Raw genomic sequence first — 19987 nt, forward strand, 5'->3', positions numbered from 1 at the left:
AACATGTTTTATTCTATCAAAGAATTGGTCGAGCAGGCGGATCTAGACTTCCAAGGAAATGTCGCAGAACTCATGATTGCGACAGAATATCAACTAACCGGTCGGGAACGGCCAGAAGTTCTCCTCCTCATGGAACGCAATCTAGAAGTCATGAAAGCCTCTGTCGAGCTCGGTCTCAGTAAAAATAAATCCCGTAGTGGCCTAACGGGTGGAGACGCGGCCAAACTAGACCGCCATCTCAAAAGTGGCAAGGCCTTGTCGGACTTTACCATCCTATCAGCAGCCCGTAATGCCATCGCGGTCAATGAACACAATGCGAAGATGGGCTTGGTCTGTGCCACTCCAACCGCAGGAAGTGCTGGCTGTCTGCCAGCCGTTCTCACTGCTGCTATCCAAAAACTTGACCTCAGCCACGAAGAACAGTTAGATTTCCTCTTTGCTGCTGGTGCCTTTGGATTGGTTATCGCAAACAATGCCTCTATCTCGGGTGCTGAAGGTGGCTGTCAGGCCGAAGTCGGCTCTGCCTCCGCCATGAGTGCCGCAGCCTTGACTTTGGCCGCAGGTGGAACGCCCTATCAGGCTAGCCAAGCCATCGCCTTTGTCATTAAAAATATGCTAGGTCTCATCTGTGACCCTGTTGCTGGTTTGGTTGAAGTTCCCTGTGTCAAACGAAATGCCATGGGAGCTAGCTTTGCCTTTATCGCGGCTGATATGGCCTTGGCAGGTATCGAATCTAAGATCCCTGTCGATGAAGTTATCGATGCCATGTACCAAGTCGGATCAAGTCTTCCAACTGCCTTTCGTGAAACGGCCGAGGGTGGACTCGCCGCCACACCTACTGGTCGCCGCCTACAAAAAGAAATCTTCGGAGAATAAGCTTATCTATATCTATTAGGAGAAACTATGCCCTCTATCTCAGCAATCTTTTTTGATCTAGACGGAACCCTGGTTGACAGTTCCATCGGGATCCACAATGCCTTTACCCATACCTTTAAAGAGCTAGGAGTTCCGAGTCCTGATGCCAAAACCATTCGTGGTTTCATGGGCCCGCCACTTGAAAGTAGCTTTGCGACCTGCCTTCCCAAGGAACAAATCTCGGAGGCCGTCCAGATATACCGCTCTTACTACAAGGAAAAAGGCATCCACGAAGCCCAACTCTTCCCCCGAATAACGGAATTGCTTCAAGAGCTTTCGCAAAACTACCCTCTCTACATCACTACAACAAAGAATACTCCTACTGCTCATGATATGACTAAAAATCTGGGAATCCATCATTTCTTTGATGGCATTTACGGCTCTAGTCCTGAAACGCCACACAAGGCGGATGTCATCCGTTACGCCTTGCAAACGCATCAACTCCCTGCGGACCAAGTCCTCATCATCGGGGATACCAAGTTTGATATGATTGGAGCCCAAGAAACTGGTATTAAAAAGTTTGCTGTTACTTGGGGATTTGGAGAAGAGGCTGATTTGCTCAGCTATCAACCTGACTGGATTGCCCATACCATTGATGATATCATTAAGCAACTATAAATAATACAACAATTTGAAATTACAGAGTAAAAAGGCCAAGGTCCTGTACAAACAGAACCTTGGCCTTTTATTTATAATTAATTTGTTAGACACTCTTACTCAGCATGGGTTGTCTCATTTGCAAAGGAAATGATGGCTTCTTTGAGCTCATCTCCGCTGAGTGAACGGAACTCTTCAATCTTTTGATCGATGGCTTCTAGCGGCATGACGTTTACCTTACCAACGAAAATCTTGTCCATAACTTGGTTATCAACCAATTCGGTCGAAACCAAGAGTTCCTCATAGAGTTTTTCACCTGGGCGGATACCGACCTCAACGATTGGAATTTCACTTTCTGTGTGCCCGCTTAGAAGGACCATTTTCTTAGCCAAGTCATAGATCTTAACTGGTTTACCCATATCGAGGATAAAGACTTCTCCGTCCTTGGCATAAGCGCCAGCATGGATTACCAGACGACTGGCCTCTGGAATGGTCATAAAGTAACGTGTCATACGGAAGTCTGTCACCGTTACAGGACCGCCTTCAGCAATCTGACGTTCAAAGACAGGAATCACACTACCACGACTACCCAGAACATTCCCAAAACGGACTGCACAGTAGGTTGATTTACTACGTTGGTTAAAGCCAGTGACAATCAATTCTGCCACGCGCTTAGTCGCACCCATAACATTTGGTGGATTGACTGCCTTGTCAGTCGAAATCATGACCATCTTAGGTACTTTGGCTGCATCAACAGCCTTGGCAACATTGTAGGTTCCGAGGATATTGTTCTTGAAAGCTTCTTTTGGATTGCGTTCCATCATCGGAACATGTTTGTGGGCTGCAGCATGGTAAACGATGGCCGGTTTGTACTGTTCAAACACTTGTAGAAGACGGTCATAGTCCTGAATATCTGCAATAACAGGAACATAATCAATCCCTTGGAATGTACGGATCAATTCATGATAAACGAGATAGATGGAATTTTCGCCATGCCCCAGCAAAATCACGCGTTCAGGATTGAAGCGACTGACCTGACGACAAATCTCTGAACCAATCGAACCGCCGGCTCCTGTCACCAAGATGGTCTTGCCTGTAAGCTCTGCACCAAGACGGGATTCGTCGAGACGGATTTCCTGACGCCCCAAAAGGTCTGTGATATCAATTTTCTGGAAACCGCTCCCTGGTTGGTGAAGTCCCTGAACAACTGTTTCAACCTTGGGCATCTTGTAACATTTGATACCGAGTTTATTACACATCTGCAAGATGCGTTCGTACTCTGATGGGTCAAGCGAAGGAATCGCTACGATGACGCGCTCGATTTGGTGGCGTTTGGCCAATTCAGGCAGATTATCATAAGAACCCAAAACGGAAATTCCACCTAGTTTTTGCCCTTTTTTCTTTTCATCATTGTCCAAAATTCCCACCAACTCGAGGTCACTAGTTGGGTGTTGGTAGCTGTTCATAAAGAGGGCCCCACCATCACCAGCACCAATCAAGAAGGTACGACGGTGTTCTCCATCTCCACTGCCTTTTTTGCGTTTGGAGTAAATCAATTGCCAAGTGATACGAGGAAGCAAGATCAGGAAGGTACTCAATAAGATAAAGAGTATGATGAATCGGATAGAAAATAGAGGAAGAAAAGCGTAGCAAAGTCCGTAAGAGACAATGCTGCTGACGGTTACGCCAAAAAAGATTTTTAAGAAATCTGTGATTTTACTATAGCGACTAATACTCGCATTGAGCCCCCAAAATCCAATCATGATTTGATAGAAGAGGAAAGCCAAACCAGTATAGATAACATAGTCCACAGGCGCTGGGTTAATCAAGCCATAAAAGAGAATGTAAGACACGATGATGGAAACCACCATACTAATAATATCAAATACACCCCAGAACACCTGCTTTTGCTGTTTATTTAAAATTTCAACCAGATCAATCACATAATCTGTTAGTTTTTTATTCATAGGAATTTACTCTTTCTTAAAAGAATGCAAATAAATATACTGTCATTATAACATTTTTTGTCTATTTTATCTTTTACAATACTATTTATTTTTTCTTAATAATTTCACAAAAATAAACTGACGTACAAAACCTGGACAAAGTGCCACAATCGCCTGAATGGCAATGCTTTTCGCATATTCCATGTAGGAAATTTGCCCTCTTTCAAGCATGCGCTGACGAGCCTGACGATAGAGTTTGAGGTAGCGCAAACCACCACGACGTTCAAACATCCCTGCACCGACACGAACCTGACACAAGATCTGATCGAGGTTTCCAGTCTTGGCACCTGCGGCAATCATATTGAGCCAGAGGAGATCATCCTCCATATAAAGCCCATCTTCGTAGTTGCCTGCCTTGAGAACCATATCCTTCTTGAACATGACTGTCATGTGGTTAAAAGCACTTCTCATTCTTTGGTAAGCTGCAATGTCTGCGTGCTGAGTAGGAACACGACGGTAAGAAACAATCTCGTCAGGGTTGTCAATAAATTCTGCAATATGTCCACCTAAGAGATCCAGATTTTCCCGTTCCATTAGTTGGACTTGTTTTTCAAAGCGGTCAGCTACCGCTATATCATCTGTATCCATGCGAGCGATGATATCGTACTGACACTGTAAAACACCGTATCGAAGAGCCAAACCTAAACCTTGATTTTGCTCTAAGGGGCAACGCTTAACTGGAATCTCTGACTGCGCTTCCACTTCATCTAGCACTTGATAGAGTTCGGGCGTGAGCGGCCCGTCCTCAACAAGAACAAGCTCACTTGGTTTCAAGGTCTGGTTTTGAATACTCTTGATAGCATCTCTTAAAAACGTCGGATTTTCCTTTACATAGACCGACATCAAAACGCTGATTTTTTGCTTTTCAGACACAGTTTTTCTCCAATTTATAGATTTCCTTCCACTATTTTATCACAAAATTTCCTAGTTTCCTATTTTTATCTCAAATCAAGAAAAATTCTAGTAAAGAAATCTGTCCCTTTTCACTCTATTTTCAGTTAAATCATTCTAGCTTTCTTAGCAGTCCTCTCCTTGACATTATAAGGAAAAAACCTTAAAATAAGCTGTTATTAAAATCATCTTATCGAGGTTTTTATGAAAAAACAATCACTCTTTTTTGTTCTAGGAATTGTCTTAATCGGGACTGTTTTACGTTCTCCTTTTACTGCTTTACCAACTATTTTAGGAGATATCGCTCAGGGACTAGGAGTTGAGGTTAGTTCTCTTGGGATTTTAACCAGTCTCCCTCTCTTGATGTTTGCTCTTTTCTCGGCTTTTGCAAGCCGCTTGGCACAAAAAATCGGACTAGAGCATCTCTTTACTTACTGTCTTCTCCTCTTAACTATTGGCTCTGTCATTCGTATCTTCAATCTTCCCCTTCTCTATCTAGGAACTCTGATTATCGGTGCGAGCATCGCCATTTTCAATGTACTCCTCCCAAGTATGATCCAGGCAAATCAACCTCGAAAAATTAGTTTCCTAACAACTCTCTATGTCACTGCCATGGGGATTTCAACGGCCATCGCTTCTTATCTTTCGGTCCCTATCACCCAAGCTAGTTCTTGGAAAGGCCTCATCCTCGTTCTCAGCCTTCTATGTCTGGTCACTCTGCTAGTCTGGTTGCCAAATCATCGCCACAACCACTATCTAGAAAGGCAGCAAGAAAAGCAAGTCAAAGAAAATATTCTAAAAAGTAAAGATGTCTGGGCTATCATTATCTTTGGCGGGCTTCAGTCCTTGCTCTTTTATACAAGTATGACCTGGTTGCCAACGATGGCTATTAGTGCTGGTCTTTCTAATAGCGATGCGGCTCTTCTAGCTTCTATCTTCTCGCTGATCAGCATTCCTTTTTCCATGACCATCCCAAGTCTAACAACTCGTTTGTCAGACGGTCACCGTCAAATCATGCTGGCAATTATCTCTATCGCTGGTATGATAGGAATTGCCATGCTCTTGTATCCAAGCGACAACTTCCTCTACTGGCTAGTCGCTCACCTCTTAATTGGGACGGCATGTAGCGCCCTCTTTCCTTATCTCATGGTCTGCTTCTCACTTAAGACCAGCTCGCCTGAAAAGACTGCGCAACTCTCAGGTCTGGCGCAAACAGGGGGTTACATCTTGGCGGCCTTTGGTCCTACCTTGTTTGGTTATAGCTTTGACCTTTTCCAATCTTGGATTCCAGCTGTCCTTGCCCTTCTAGCCATCGATATCATCTTGACTATCTCACTCTTTATGGTGGATCGGGCGGATAAGATCCTTTAATTATTCTAAAATACTCCTCAGATATAAACAATGCAAAGCCAGACTCTGTCTGGTTTTTTTGGTGCTTATACCAACAAAAGCACCTCCACCTGTTAGCAGAAAAATGGCATTTTTGATATAATAAGATGTATAAAAACTAATTCTCATACGAAAAATGCATTAGTTTATAAGATAGCTACTATTTTAAACGAGGTACACAGAATGGATGAACAGAAATACAATTTGGAACAAAGCATAGCAGAGTTAGGTAAGCTCCTTGACTTATCAGCCAAAGAGACAAATAAGGATACCTGTGAAACTCTAGCTGAAAAAGCAAAAATAATTTATGAGGGACATCCTGAATCAGAAGACATTGCTTTAGGTTATGCTTTGGTTCTTTTCAATTTATCGGTTGAACAAAAAAATGTTGAGGAGCGTTGGAACACTGCTAATTCTGTCAAAGAAATTTTTGATCGCTTCAATCATTCTGAAACCATTGCTTTACAGTATGCTAAGGCTTTAGTCAATTTGTCAGCTAAACAAGAAAGTGTTGAGGAGCGTTGGAACACTGCTAATTCTGTCAAAGAAATTTTTGATCGCTTCAATCAATCTGAAGACATTGCTTTACATTATGCTATGGCTTTAGTCAATTTGTCAGCAAAACAAGAAAATGTTGAGGGGCGTTGGAACACTGCTAATTCTGTCAAACAAATTGTTGACCGCTTCAATCATTCTGAAACCATTGCTTTACAGTATGCTAAGGCTTTAGTCAATTTGTCAGTTGAACAAAAAAATGTTGAGGAGCGTTGGAACACCGCTAATTCTGTCAAAGAAATTTTTGATCGCTTCAATCATTCTGAAGACATTGCTTTACATTACGCTATGGCTTTAGTCAATTTGTCAGCTATACAAGAAAATGTTGAGGAGCGTTGGAACACCGCTAATTCTGTCAAAGAAATTTTTGACCGCTTCAATCAATCTGAAGACATTGCTTTACGTTATGCTTTTGCTCTGGGCTATTTGTCGGTTGAACAAGTGAATGTTGAGGAGCGTTGGAACACTGTTAATTCTGTCAAAGAAATTTTTGACCGCTTCAAACAGTCTGAAGGCATTGCATCACTTTATGGTATTCTTCTGGTCAATTTATCAGCTATACAAGAAAATGTTGAGGAGCGTTGGAACACTGCTAATTCTGTCAAAGAAATTTTTGACCGCTTCAATCAATCTGAAACCATTGCTTTACAATATGCTAAGGCTTTAGTCTATATGTCACGCAAACAAAAAAGTGTTAAGGAGCGTTGGAACACTGCTAATTCTGTCAAAGAAATTTTTGACCGCTTCAATCAATCTGAAGACATTGCTTTACGTTATGCTTTTGCTCTGGGCTATTTGTCGGTTGAACAAGTGAATGTTGAGGAGCGTTGGAACACTGTTAATTCTGTCAAAGAAATTTTTGACCGCTTCAAACAGTCTGAAGACATTGCATCACTTTATAGTATCGTTCTAGTCAATTTATCAGCTATACAAGAAAATGTTGAGGAGCGAATAAACACTGTTAATTCTGTCAAAGAAATCTTTGAGCTTTTCAAACATTCTGAGGACATTTCTTTAGATTATGCCAATGCTCTTTTCAATCTTTCAAACCTGAAAGATGATATCGAGCAAATAGAGAATACAGTTAATATAATATTAGATATCCTAAAAAATTTCTCTAGCGTTGAAATTCTTAATATTCTAGTGGAAATACTACAAAAAAACCCTGATATAAAATTAGATACAGATAAGATTCCAACTACTAGTCTCACAAAAGTTTTAGATAAGCTGTGTTTAAATTCTAATATTAACACGGACAGAGAATTACTAATTCGTGCTTTAAACCTTAAACTTGCTTCAGGTCGTAAACTAGTTTTAAATACAAAATATGATATTTTAAACGGTTGGATTGAATACTATAAAGATGTTAAAGATAAAGGTAAACTCAATCAATTAATAGATATCTATAGGATCGTTCAAGAAATCAAATTTAAACTTGGTTTGAAAGAAGATAATAAGAAGCTTCAATTTGGCCATTACACCAAGGGAAGCACTCTCCAAATTATGTTAGATCAAGAGGAGAATGAAAAGAAGAAAAGTACTTTTTCGGTATCTGGGAAAACTCGATTGTATAATGCTAATTATATGAATGATCCTGAAGAAGGAATCGTCATAGAACAGATATTGGGCTTAGATAGGCGAGACATCTTGGAACCAAGTTCTTGGTTTTTAATGAGTTTTACAAACAAAACAGATGATTTGGCCATGTGGTCCCAGTATGGTGATGATGCCAAAGGCGTTTGTTTGGTACTTCGTGAAGATGATTTTTCTAGATTTACTTCCTTTAATGATGTTTCTTGGCGTAAAGAGGCCATCCCCTTAGTAGAGACAATGAGTAAGGTAGACTCTACTCTATCGTATGATTTAAAAGGCTCACCAAATGAATTAAATAATATTAAACCAACTGTAGCTATTAAAGATGAAGAAAAAGAGAATGTACCAAAACGGAATAACGATTATCTTTACCGAATTGCCTATGTTAAAAATATAGGTGAAGATATAGAACTTGAACAAACCGAACTATTTGAGAAGTCGGAAATAGAAGAATTAGAAAAATTGTTGAATAGTTTAAAAGAAAAACTAGATATCGGTTCAGAAGTTACGGAGGAGAACTATCAAGATGCTATTGCTAAATGTATCGAAGAAATTCGTTACTTATTCAAATCTGTAGATTATAAATATGAGAATGAACTGCGTATCTTACGCTATGCTAATCTAGACCCAAGTAATGATAAAATCAAAATTGATAAAACCTCTGGGATAGGCAAACTTTATGTAGAACGTGAAAATTCAATTCAAATCGATGAAGTCATTTTCGGCCCTAAGTTTCCAAATCCTGAGTACGTGACTCCTCTATTAAAACTTTTAGATAAGGAAATTAACTATAAGAAATCCACAATAAAATTTAGATAAAGCCTGACAAGATTCTCTAAACTTCTAGTTTTTACTAGGAGTTTTTTATATGTAAAATTTTTACACATATTTCTTGACAGGGCTTTCATATTGAGATACAATATATTTGAAAAGAGTATATATAAAATTTTTATATAATGAAAAGGAGGTTTCCCATGTACTTCCCAACATCCTCTGCCTTGATCGAGTTTCTCATCTTGGCTGTACTGGAGCAGGGGGATTCTTATGGTTATGAGATTAGTCAAACCATTAAGCTCATCGCCAATATCAAAGAATCTACGCTCTATCCCATTCTCAAAAAATTGGAAGCCAGTGGCTTTCTGACCACCTACTCTAGAGAGTTTCAGGGGCGTATGCGCAAATACTACTCCTTGACTAATCGGGGCGTAGAGCAGCTCGTTACTCTAAAGGAAGAGTGGACGCTCTATACCGACACCGTCAACGGCATCATAGAAGGGAGTATCCGCCATGACAAGAACTGACTATCTGACTCAGTTAGAAACCTATCTCAATAAACTGCCTGAAGCTGACCGCATCGAAGCTATGGACTACTTTAAGGAACTATTTGACGATGCTGGCCCAGAGGGCGAAGAGGAACTCATTGCCAGTCTGGGAACACCTAAAGAAGCTGCCCATGATGTCCTCTCTGATCTTCTCGATAAAAAAGTCAATGAAGCCCCTGCTCAAAAGAATGACCGCCAACTGCTACACATTGCCCTCCTGGCTCTGCTAGTAGCTCCTATCGGAATTCCGGTCGGGATCGGCATCCTCATGGCCATCATCGGTATTATTATCGCGGCTGCCTCCGTCATTCTAGCCTTTTTCACCGTTTCGGTGACGGGTATCCTGCTAGGTGGACTCTTTATCGTAGAGAGCTTTAGCGTCCTAGTCGAAGCCAAATCTGCCTTTATTTTGATTTTCGGGGCTGGTTTGCTTGCTATCGGTGCTTCTTCTCTTGTTCTACTAGGTATCTCCTATGTAGCCCGTTTCTTTGGCCTCCTAATCGTCCGCTTGGTGCAATGGATTCTTAAAAAAGGAAAGAGAGGTGACAGACATGCGTAAATTGACGAAAGGATTTCTCATCTTTGGTGTGGTTTCTACAATCCTTGGTTTTATCATGATCATTGTAGGCGCCCAGTCCAATGGTATTCAAAGTTTGCTTGCCATGTCAAAAGACCCCGTCTATGACAATCGTATCGAAGAAGTTACCTTTGGAAGCGAAGTGGAAAAACTTGATTTGACCCTTGAAGAACACAGCCTAACCATCACAGAGTCTGTAGATGACAAGATCCATATCACCTATCATCCTTCCGTGTCTGGCCGTCACGATCTGACTACTGGCATGAGTGACAAAACACTGAGCGTCACTGACAAACAAGCCTCCCAACATCGTTTTCTCGGATCAGGAATCGAAGGCCTACTTCATATCGCCAGCAGCTATTCCAACCGTTTTAATGAAGTTATTCTCTCCCTACCTAAAGGAAGAAGGTTGCAAGCCATCACCGTCTCAGTCAATCGTGGACAGACCTCCATCCGTCAAGCCACCCTTGAAAATGCGACAATCAAAACAAAAGGCTACCACTTAAGAATAACAGAAAGCTCCATCAAGAACAGTACACTAACGACACCTAGTATTATCAATATTTTTGATACAGAATTGACAGATAGCCAGGTCAAGACGGAAGGGGAACACATCTATGCTGAAAATATCAAGGTCCGCGGTAAGGTAGAACTAGACTCTCATAACGACTTAAGACTCTTTCTTTCTAAGACAGAATTCGATCGTATCAATCTAGATATTTCTTCTCAGCATGGCGGTATCTATCGTAAAGCACAAAGAGAGCATCCTAAACAAAAAGAGAATGAACTTGCCAACCCTTATAAAACTGAAAAAGCCGATGTCAAGGACCTACTGATTATAAAAGCCAACCAGGATATCTACCTACCTAAGGAGGAAGAGTACTCTTCTCCATCTAGAAACCATTGACAAAAACGCTTTCATCTGCTAGTCTAAAGATAGAAAAGTACCATAAAAAAGGAGGTTCCACCATGACACAAGAATGGTTTGAAAGCGCCGACCTAGAGAAGAAATCAGCTCAGACGAAATCGGAAATCCAACCCGACCAACCAGAGACTTCGGAAACTGTGGAGACTGAACCACAAGCAAGCGAAGAAACTCCTATCTTATCTAAAGAGTCGAAAACGCATGAGGAGGAAACTCCTCAAATAATCGAGGAAACCCAAACGAAGGAAGAGGGAGAAGGGAAAGCTGAAGAGGAATGCAACCAAGAAAACTCTGTAAAAGAGAAAAGTATTCTCAGCAAAGCTTTAGAGAGTCCTTACATCCCAGATATCGATCCCCGCAAAACTGCTAGATTCAAAGAAGAAATCTCACTATTTTGGTCTTGGCTGCTAGATGCCATCCAAGAACCAACTGCCAGCAAGAATACGGACCAAAAGCATCGTTACAGTGTCTTTGCCCTACTCACCTTGCTGTCGTCAATCAACCTTTTCTTTAGTATCTATCATGTCAAACGCCTCTACTATGGCTATATGGTCTCTATTGCTAATAGTTCTCCTAACCAGCTCCCACCTTTAGATCTCTTTGCTGGACTTTCGATTCTGGTCGCTAGCGCTCTATTTTACTTTTCCATCATTTTGGGAGGTTTTACTGTCCGACGTGTGTTGGACCAGGAGAGCGACTTTACATTCCAAGAAGCCTTCGATCGTTATAGCAGACTCTTTGCTATCCCACTTGTCCTAACCGCTCTAGCAAGTTTCTTTGCACTTTTTGGTGGCTTACGATTTGCTGGCATCCTTACTCTTCTAAGCATGACCATCTTTGCCCTTGGCAATCTCTTTGTGATTAGCAAGCCTAGTAAGACCAGTAGCCTTGACCCATTTTATCGATTCTTGCTAGCTGTCTTACTTGATGGCGCTATTCTCTTACCCTTCTTCATTGCAGAGCTCGCACTGACAGTGGACTACCTTCGCATCCTGACCTTCTTTTAATCAAAATCCCTGCCATTTGTTAATGACAGGGATTTTTATGCTTACTCTTTTTTAAACAAGACCTACTCGATGCTTGCCAATTCTTCAAAATCTTTTCCCAAAATGGCTTGTACTTCTAATTGATTGGCATCTAGTTGGTGGTAAAATGCTGTTGGTAGTGACTCTAGAAATCTTGCATAGTCCAAGCGAGCGATGGATTCGTAGTCTTCTGCTTTGGACCCATCACCAAAAATCGTCACTAGGTCAATCTCCCAAACAAGCTCCTTGCCTGCCAGCTGCTCGGTATAAGGAGCTGGTACAAAGGGTTCCTTTGGCAAAATCGTCTTGACTCCCTGGGCTAGGTGATAGATACCGTGCACCTTGCCTTGAGCATCTGGGTAAAATTTCACACTGGCAAGGTAGGCATCAGAGCCTTGAACCTTCTTGACCAGCTCTTCAAAATGTGCCAATCCATCCTCAGCCAAAAAGCTCTCGAGGTATTCCTTGTTGAAATAGATAGGGGACAAGAGCCCTTGGCAATATACTAAACGAACCGCCTTATCCGCTAAATATTGCTTGACCGTTTGTCGGAAATAGGTTTCAAAGTCAAAGTCTTCTAACCCTTCTACCACTTGCCCCAACTTACTCGATAGGGCTTGGAGGAGAGTCTCTACAATCTCCCAGTCCGCTCTGGTAAGGAAGTCTGGAATCACCACTTGATAGCCTTTTCGGCTATCCGCATAGTTCACTTTGAAGAGAAATTGTGACTGACCTACAATCCCACACTCGATATACTCGAGACGATTGAGTGGCTGACGGAGATAGACTGCATCATAACTATGCGACTCCAAGCCCTCCACCAAGGCCAAGATGGACTTGGCAGTCAAGACCTCCTGTTGTCCTAGAATACTTTCTTTATTTGGGATAAAAAATGTTTTCGCCATAACTGGCCTCCTTTGAAATCGTTTACATACAGTATAATCTATTTTCCTAAAAGATACAGAAACAAACTTTAGATTTTTAGATAAAAAGCATAGAAAAACAACCCCTAAGGACTGTTTGATGTTATACAGTAGCGACTTGATCCAAGCTTTCACCGATAGCTGCTAGGCGCTCGATTACTTCTGCTTGTGTCAATTCATTTTCTGAAACATAGCGGTTTCGTGGGTGAACACGGCACTCGTGTGAGCATCCACGAAGGTACTTGTCTTCATTTTCTTCTGATGTTAGGATACGACGGTTACAGAAGGGATTTCCACAGTTGACATAACGTTCACATGGTGTTCCATCAAACCAGTCTTTCCCTACGATGGTTGGGTTAACATGGTTAACATCAACGGCGATACGCTCGTCAAAGACGTACATTTTCCCATCCCAAAGCTCACCTTGAACTTCTGGGTCTTTACCGTAAGTTGCTATTCCTCCGTGCAATTGGCCGACATCTTTGTAGCCTTCACGCACCATCCAGCCTGAGAATTTCTCACAGCGAACGCCACCTGTACAGTAAACCACGACACGCTTGTCCATGAATTTTTCCTTGTTATCACGGACCCATTGTGGTAACTCACGGAAGTTGCGGATGTCTGGACGGATAGCCCCACGGAAATGTCCTAGGTCGTACTCATAATCGTTACGTGTGTCAAGGACCACTGTATCTTCATCAAGAAGGGCTTCTTTGAACTCTTTTGGAGACAAGTAAGCACCTGTTGTTTCAAGTGGGTTGATATCGTTGTCAAAGTCGTTGTCTTCCAAACCAAGGTGGACAATTTCTTTCTTGTAGCGAACAAACATCTTCTTGAAGGCTTGTTCATTTTCTTCGTCAATCTTGAACCAGAGGTCTTCCATTCCTGGGAGGCTGTGAACGTAGTCCATATATTTTTGAGTTGTTTCGTAGTCACCTGAAACGGTTCCGTTAATTCCCTCGTCAGCGACTAGGATACGGCCTTTGAGACCGATTGATTTACAGAAAGCCAAGTGGTCTGCAGCAAATTGCTCTGCATTTTCAATTGGAGTATAAAGGTAGTAAAGTAAGACACGAATATCTTTTGCCATAAGATTTGTTCTCTTTTCTATTCTTAAATTTTCAGAATTTTTCATTCAACTATACTAGTATACCCACTTGAGAAAACGAATGCAATTTATTTGACCGGAAATCATAAGGAGGAGACTCTATCGGCTCCTCTACCAGTAATTCTGGAAAGGACAAGGTTAGATAGAGGTATGTGTGTCAAATCGCCTCAACTCTCAGAATTGCTACTTTCATTTTTGCATCCAAAAATCACTACCTTCCCTAGAAAACTAGGGAAGGCAGTGATTGTATTTTTAGGAATTAGGAATGAATACACGAAATCAGTTTATCTTATGATTTTTTGCTTTTCAAGAATTCGTCGTATTGTTTTTGCATTTCATCCAATACTTTTTGGTATGCACCTTCAGATTTCAGTTTTTCCATCAATTCTGGAATAGCTTTATCTGGGTCAACAGTACCAGTATTGATAGCTGTATCGAATTGTTGCATTGTGTTAGTGATTGCAGAGATTTCAGATTTTACGCTATCAGTGTTAAAGATGAATCCAAGAGCTGGAGACTCTTTAGCATCAGCCAAATCTTTCTTAGATTGAGCAATTTGCTCATCTGTTACGTTTTCGTTGATGTAAAGGATCCAGTTGTTACCTGTGTTCCATCCACCCATGTGAGTGTTTCCTTTGTATCCTTCAAGGACGCGAACACGGTTTTCTTTACCTTCAATTTTCTCCCAGTTCTTGCCTTCTGGACCGTAAACAAGTCCGTTCAAGAGTTCAGGGTTAGTGTTCAAGAGGTTCAACACTTCCATTGATTTTTCTTTGTTCTTAGAGTTGTTTGAGATAACAAAGTTAGCAACTTGAGTTGTTTGGTTTTTCTTGATGAAGTTAGTGAATGGTTTGATTTGGATATCTTTGTTAGCTACACGAGAGAGCAAGCTGTTACCGTAGTCAGCTGGTCCTACTGTTTCTTCACGAACGAACCAAGTGTCTTGTTGAAGGTCAAATGAAGTGTCGCTTGTTGCTACGTCTTTTGGAATGTATCCTGCTTCGTAGAATTTGTGAAGAGTCTTCAAGTGCTCTTTGAAACGAGGAACGTCGTAACGGTTTACGATCTTAGTAGTATCCCCTTCAAGGTCGATAACGAATGGAAGTCCGTTAGCTACTGGGTAGTCAAAGTTTTCAGAAGGGATAAAGTTCTTAGTAACTGCAAATGGTACTACATCTGGAGCTTTTTCTTTGATTTGTTTCAAGACTGGTTCAAGTGTTTCGTATGAGTTTACACCTGAAATGTCGATACCGTATTTAGCAAGAAGAGTTCCGTTGAAGGCAAAGTTTTGTGAAGATGCAACGTTGGCCGCAACTGGAACAGCATAGATCTTACCGTTTACAGTGTTCCCTTTGATGTAAGCTGGGTCAAGTGCTTTGTAAAGATCTGCTCCTTCTTTCTTGTACAATTCTGTCAAGTCAGCATAAGCACCTTTTTGAGCGTTTACAATGTAGTTATCTGCAAAAGCGATATCGTAGTTTTCACCTGATGATGTGATAACTGACATTTTCTTACCGTAGTCACCCCATCCAAGGTATTGGATATCCAATTTAGCACCAACTTTTTCTTCGATGATTTTGTTTGCATTTTCTAGCAATTCATCCAAGTTGTCTGGTTTGTCACCGATTTGGTACATTTTAAGAACAGGTTTTTCTCCTGAAGCTGAGTCAGCAGCTTTTTTGTTGTTACCTGAAAGGTTCCCACAAGCAGCAAGACTTGCAGCCAAAGCGACTACGCTAGCAGATGCAAAAGCATATTTTTTCCAGTTTTTCATGATAAAAACTCCTTTTTTATTTTTAAACTTATAAACGATTTAATGATTTGTAACTTCAGCCACTAAGATGAAGTTAGGAAAAGAGAAACGGTGTTTCTCAGTAAGTCCTATTCTTTCACACCACCGATGGTCAAACCTTTTACAAAGTAGCGTTGGAAGAATGGATACAGAATGGCAATCGGAAGGGTTGCAACCACAACCATGGCCATACGTCCTGTTTCTTTTGGAAGAGCAACACCCAGTTGACCAGAAAGACCGACTGCTTTAGCAATGTAGTCCATATTTTGTTGGATTTGCATAAGCAAATACTGCAATGGATACAAGTTGTCACTCTTGATGTAAAGAAGGGCGTTGAACCAGTCGTTCCAGAAACCAAGAGCTGTCAAAAGCGTGATGGTTGCGATACCTGGTAGCGATAATGGTAAACAGATTTGGAAGAAGATCCGGGCTTCACTAGCACCATCAATACGAGCGGACTCGAGAATGGCTTCTGGAATGGTCTTCTTGAAGAAGGAACGCATCAAGATGATGTTAAATGGTGAGAGAAGCATTGGAACAATTAAGGCCCAAACTGTATCACCCAGTTGAAGCAAACGAGTTACCACGATATAGCCCGGAACCAAACCGGCGTTGAACAACATACTAAGTAGGACGAAAATCGTAAAGAATCTGCGGTACTTAAAGGTTGTCCGAGAAATGGCGTAGGCATAAGTGGTTGTGATAAAGACATTTGTCAAGGTTCCAACTACTGTTACAAATACTGAGATAAAGAGCGCTTGTAAAATCTTATCTTTAAACTGAGCCAAAAACTCGAAACCATCTAATCCAAACTGTGATGGGAAGAAGCTATATCCATGTTGGAGGATGCTCTTTTCATCTGTGATGGAAATCATGATGACAAAGATAAAGGGCAAGATACAAGAGAGAGCAATCAATCCAGAAATAATACTAAAGAAGATATCTGCCTTCTTACTAAAGGAGTGAATGCCGACATTATCAATTTTTGCTTTTTTAATTTTTTCTGCCATGCTTTCCTCCTTTCTAGAATAGTGCTGAATTTGGATCGACTCGTCTTGCAAGTATATTTGAGAAGATAACGAGAATCAAACCGACAACTGACTGATAAAGACCAGCTGCTGATGCCATACCAATATCCGCTGTTTGAGTCAAACCATTATAGACATAGACGTCTAGTACGTTGGTTACATTATAGAGCTGACCAGCATTGTGTGGGATTTGGTAGAAAAGACCGAAGTCTGCACGGAAGATGTTTCCGACTGCAAGGATAGTCAAAACAGTTATCAGCGGTGTCAACTGTGGAATCGTTACATTGCGAATCCGTTGCCACTTGCTAGCCCCGTCCACTGTTGCTGCTTCGTAGTAGGTTGGGTCAACTCCCATGATAGTCGCATAGTACATGACACTGCTATATCCAAAGCCTTTCCAGATACCTAGGAAAAGGAGAAGATATGGCCAGATACCCAAGTCTGCATAGAAGTTAATTCCCTTCACACCAATGGTTTCCAAGAAACGGTTGATAACCCCTTTGTCGATGTTTAGGAAAGCATCTGTAAAGAAACTGATGATAACCCATGACAAGAAGTAAGGGAACAACATAGATGTTTGGAAGATTTTAACCATTCTCTTAGAGCGGAGCTCGCTGAGGATGATGGCAATACCCACCGACACAATCAAGCCGATAAAGATAAATCCAAGGTTGTAAAGAACGGTATTACGAGTGATAATAAAAGCATCTTTAGAACTAAATAAGAACTTAAAGTTATCGAAACCAACCCACTTACTATTCATAATACTGTGGATAAATCCTTCACCACTCATATGGTAGTCTTTGAAGGCGACCACATTTCCAAATACTGGGATGTAGAAGAATAGAATCAACCAAAGCGCCCCTGGTAAAACCATCAAGAGAAAGATCCAGTTATCTCTTAAGGTCTTTGAAAACTTTTTCATAATTTCCTCCCATTTTATTCCTAAAAACTGATTTCATCGAATTTTTAGGTTTGATAACGATTACATTATTAGTATACTCCTATTTGAAGGCTAGGTTAAACTACTAATTATAGAAAAAACTCCACAAATTATTTTATGTGGAGAAGTTTTTTATAAGAAATAGGTTTCACGAGAAACACTCTACATGCGATAAATGTATTTCCTCTTTACTAATTGAAAACTTGTTCTAATATTGGGTGATGAAACTCGACAAAATGAACCTGGGCATTTATGATAGCCCCTGATTCATTTTTATCAATCTCTGGTCTTCCTTCGGTGTGTAAAAGAGCAGGATTACCATCCTTGTAGCCAAAGAGAATCACCTCTTTCTCTGCTTCATTCACATAGCAAGCTAGGATTTCAAACCGCCCAGAACCTGAACCTGCACTATACCCATACCATTTAACAGTATAATTCACCCCATCTACTTGTCCAAATTGCATTACCTGGTCTGGCACTGCTAGTCCATAGTAGTGACCATATGTTGCTAAGTTAGTTGACTTAAATCTTTCACCTTTACTATCCAAATAGAATTCCATGGCTGTTTTTATCTTGTCTATTAAAGAACTATTATCTGTATCTGGCTTGCTCTCTGTAGTTATACTCGTTTTTAATAGAAATTCCTTAAAACGTTGCGCTAAATCTGTGTTCTCAGTCTCTTCAAAATTTGCAGAAGGGATAGTTTCCAGTGTCTTATCGCTATGCAAAACCTGTGCTTGCCCATCCTTCAGTGTAAATAGGTAGAAATGTTTGTCCTGATTGTCATAGTAGGCATCCAAAACCAAGTAATCATAGGCATTGTCACTCGATACTCCAAAAACATTCCATTTGACACTTTTCTGAGAGACAGTTGTTGCTTCTAATTTTTTGATGAGATCATTCTTTTCATCAAAGTTTCTATGCTCTAGTCTATGATAGGACTGCCCCATAGAAGAAGCCCAACTTGCAAACTCTTCTTCCCACTTTTCGGTGTTGTATTGGATTAGCTTCTGAAAATCTGAGTAGTTCTTCATAATCAAGGCTTGATCAGTCGGATTAGATAACTGGAGTTCTTCCACGGCTGCAACTGTAGCAGCCATAGGTGACTGAACACTTGTATCCTTGGATTCTTTTTCGTGCGAAAGAGCCTTTTGATAGGAATCTGCTAAATAGTGAAAATAGTTGGTTGTTTCCTTGGTTTGTTGCTCCCTTGGTATTGACGGACTAGTTACGCCATCCTCTGTCGCTCTGTGGCAGGCAGATAAGACTAGCATACTAGCACCTAGGACCAGTAGTAACTTTTTCATGGTCATACCTCCAAACTATCTCTGTAGCCTCATTATACCACTTCCAAGCCTTTTTTCTATTGTATCCCTTGCTCTCAAAGATAGATCCGAAAAGAATAGGGATAATAGTCAGTTCAAAATATCTTATATAGACGGCTTAGAGATAGTTTCAAGAACAGCTACTCCGTCTCTCTTAAACAATAATATCTTGATTGACTTTTGCTTTATTTAGTGTTATTTTCAATATGAAATGGGTATTCAGTTAGAATGAGCAAGGAAAAAAACTGCGCTCATCAAACTGGTTCATAAATGTCGACACTCATAATAAAATATAGCACTTTGATTCGACTAAAATATTGACGTCTGAATATCAAAATGATGAAGGAGTTGAAGTCAATGAGAACTATAATCGTTTCGTTTATCATATTGTCAATCCTGACTGGAAGAATTCTATTACAGACCTTTCTCTCCAAAAAAGAAAGCAAGTGGCTTGGTTTAATCCTGCCGAGCATAACTTATGCCTTTTCTTTATTGATGGTCTTTTCTCTTGCCCATACTAACAGCATGACCTGGTGGGACATTTTCGGTCAGCTTATCTTAACTTTTTTTATTGCGAATATTCCTACCTCTGTTCTTTTAGCAATTTACTTCGCATGTCGAAAAAATCCTTAAAACAATGATTATACAGGATTTTGGGCAGGAGACTGAACACGAACAATTTATTAAGACAGCGTTCCTCCCCTCCCATAACAATCCTAGCCTTTTATCCCCTCGTGCTATTGTGGGGATTAAGTAGGATTATAGGGGGATGAGATAGGCTACAACCTGCTTTGTTTTTACCTTTTGGCCCCTAGTGTCGAATTGTTATGTGGCTTTTCTGCTGGTAAAAGAAGGGGTTGCTATAAATGGTTCTTCCCATTTACAGGGATTTTTAACTGGCTCATTCCATTTGTCGTTTTTGGTGAACGGTTTATGACAGCAGAATGGATTTCACTAACACTTATTGCGGTAGCCCCAGCTATTCTCGGTCTTTTAGCGGGGGTCTTTTCAGTAAGAAACATCGAACGATAGAATCTTAGTACAAGATTTAAAATAGAAACGAGGCGGAATTA

Annotated in this window: 16 protein-coding genes; 8 read left to right on the forward strand and 8 right to left on the reverse strand. The window is 40.8% G+C overall.

The window, feature by feature from the left end:
- Window positions 1–3: 3 nt before the first annotated feature.
- Window positions 4–876, forward strand: a complete 873-nt coding sequence (sdaAA, locus tag GOM47_RS09090; protein ID WP_049478962.1) for an L-serine ammonia-lyase, iron-sulfur-dependent, subunit alpha — start codon at window positions 4–6, stop codon at window positions 874–876.
- 27 nt (window positions 877–903) lie between these two features.
- Window positions 904–1533, forward strand: a complete 630-nt coding sequence (locus tag GOM47_RS09095; RefSeq protein ID WP_049490502.1) for an HAD-IA family hydrolase — start codon at window positions 904–906, stop codon at window positions 1531–1533.
- Between the two features lie 95 nt (window positions 1534–1628).
- Here the strand turns inward: GOM47_RS09095 and GOM47_RS09100 are convergent, their stop codons facing one another.
- Both GOM47_RS09100 and GOM47_RS09105 read right to left on the reverse strand, forming a co-directional pair.
- On the reverse strand, window positions 1629–3479 hold the full coding sequence (locus GOM47_RS09100) for a nucleoside-diphosphate sugar epimerase/dehydratase (RefSeq protein ID WP_235080597.1): 1851 nt from the start codon (window positions 3477–3479) through the stop codon (window positions 1629–1631).
- An 81-nt stretch (window positions 3480–3560) separates the two neighbouring features.
- Complete coding sequence (locus tag GOM47_RS09105; RefSeq protein WP_235080598.1) at window positions 3561–4391, reverse strand: glycosyltransferase; 831 nt, start codon at window positions 4389–4391, stop codon at window positions 3561–3563.
- 222 nt (window positions 4392–4613) lie between these two features.
- Between GOM47_RS09105 and GOM47_RS09110 the strand changes: the two genes are divergently transcribed.
- The 6 genes from GOM47_RS09110 (at window position 4614) to GOM47_RS09135 (ending at window position 11777) form a co-directional block, all read left to right on the forward strand.
- The gene (locus GOM47_RS09110; RefSeq protein WP_235080599.1) at window positions 4614–5780 is read left to right on the forward strand and encodes a CynX/NimT family MFS transporter; all 1167 of its coding nucleotides are present in this window, start codon (window positions 4614–4616) and stop codon (window positions 5778–5780) included.
- 201 nt (window positions 5781–5981) lie between these two features.
- On the forward strand, window positions 5982–8765 hold the full coding sequence (locus GOM47_RS09115; RefSeq protein WP_235080600.1) for a DUF2971 domain-containing protein: 2784 nt from the start codon (window positions 5982–5984) through the stop codon (window positions 8763–8765).
- A 155-nt stretch (window positions 8766–8920) separates the two neighbouring features.
- Window positions 8921–9247, forward strand: coding sequence for a PadR family transcriptional regulator (locus tag GOM47_RS09120; RefSeq protein ID WP_000273860.1), 327 nt, complete (start codon window positions 8921–8923; stop codon window positions 9245–9247).
- A complete protein-coding gene (locus GOM47_RS09125; protein ID WP_235080601.1) occupies window positions 9234–9827 on the forward strand; it encodes a DUF1700 domain-containing protein in 594 nt (197 codons plus the stop codon). Before GOM47_RS09120 ends, GOM47_RS09125 begins: the two co-directional genes overlap by 14 nt.
- The gene (locus GOM47_RS09130; RefSeq protein WP_001229043.1) at window positions 9820–10752 is read left to right on the forward strand and encodes a DUF4097 family beta strand repeat-containing protein; all 933 of its coding nucleotides are present in this window, start codon (window positions 9820–9822) and stop codon (window positions 10750–10752) included. The genes GOM47_RS09125 and GOM47_RS09130 overlap by 8 nt, the downstream gene beginning before the upstream one ends.
- 62 nt (window positions 10753–10814) lie before the next feature.
- Window positions 10815–11777, forward strand: a complete 963-nt coding sequence (locus GOM47_RS09135) for a DUF6574 domain-containing protein (protein ID WP_235080602.1) — start codon at window positions 10815–10817, stop codon at window positions 11775–11777.
- A gap of 62 nt (window positions 11778–11839) precedes the next feature.
- Here GOM47_RS09135 and GOM47_RS09140 read toward each other — a convergent pair whose 3' ends face one another.
- The 6 genes from GOM47_RS09140 to GOM47_RS09165 form a co-directional block, all read right to left on the reverse strand.
- Window positions 11840–12700: a DUF4299 family protein gene (locus tag GOM47_RS09140; protein WP_235080603.1), complete on the reverse strand. Its 861-nt coding sequence runs from the start codon at window positions 12698–12700 to the stop codon at window positions 11840–11842.
- A 121-nt stretch (window positions 12701–12821) separates the two neighbouring features.
- Window positions 12822–13808, reverse strand: coding sequence for a rhodanese-related sulfurtransferase (locus tag GOM47_RS09145; RefSeq protein ID WP_001030012.1), 987 nt, complete (start codon window positions 13806–13808; stop codon window positions 12822–12824).
- A 307-nt stretch (window positions 13809–14115) separates the two neighbouring features.
- Window positions 14116–15600, reverse strand: a complete 1485-nt coding sequence (locus GOM47_RS09150) for an ABC transporter substrate-binding protein (protein ID WP_235080604.1) — start codon at window positions 15598–15600, stop codon at window positions 14116–14118.
- A 107-nt stretch (window positions 15601–15707) separates the two neighbouring features.
- Entirely contained in the window at window positions 15708–16628 is a 921-nt protein-coding gene (locus GOM47_RS09155; protein ID WP_000818290.1) for a carbohydrate ABC transporter permease, read from the reverse strand.
- A 13-nt stretch (window positions 16629–16641) separates the two neighbouring features.
- Window positions 16642–17571 carry an ABC transporter permease gene (locus GOM47_RS09160; protein ID WP_235080605.1) on the reverse strand — a complete coding sequence of 310 codons (930 nt, stop codon included), beginning with the start codon at window positions 17569–17571 and terminating at the stop codon, window positions 16642–16644.
- A gap of 209 nt (window positions 17572–17780) precedes the next feature.
- A complete protein-coding gene (locus tag GOM47_RS09165) occupies window positions 17781–18896 on the reverse strand; it encodes a DUF4767 domain-containing protein (RefSeq protein WP_235080606.1) in 1116 nt (371 codons plus the stop codon).
- Window positions 18897–19987 lie beyond the last annotated feature (1091 nt).

This window comes from Streptococcus oralis (assembly GCF_021497945.1).
In the GTDB taxonomy this organism is placed as follows: domain Bacteria; phylum Bacillota; class Bacilli; order Lactobacillales; family Streptococcaceae; genus Streptococcus; species Streptococcus oralis_BR.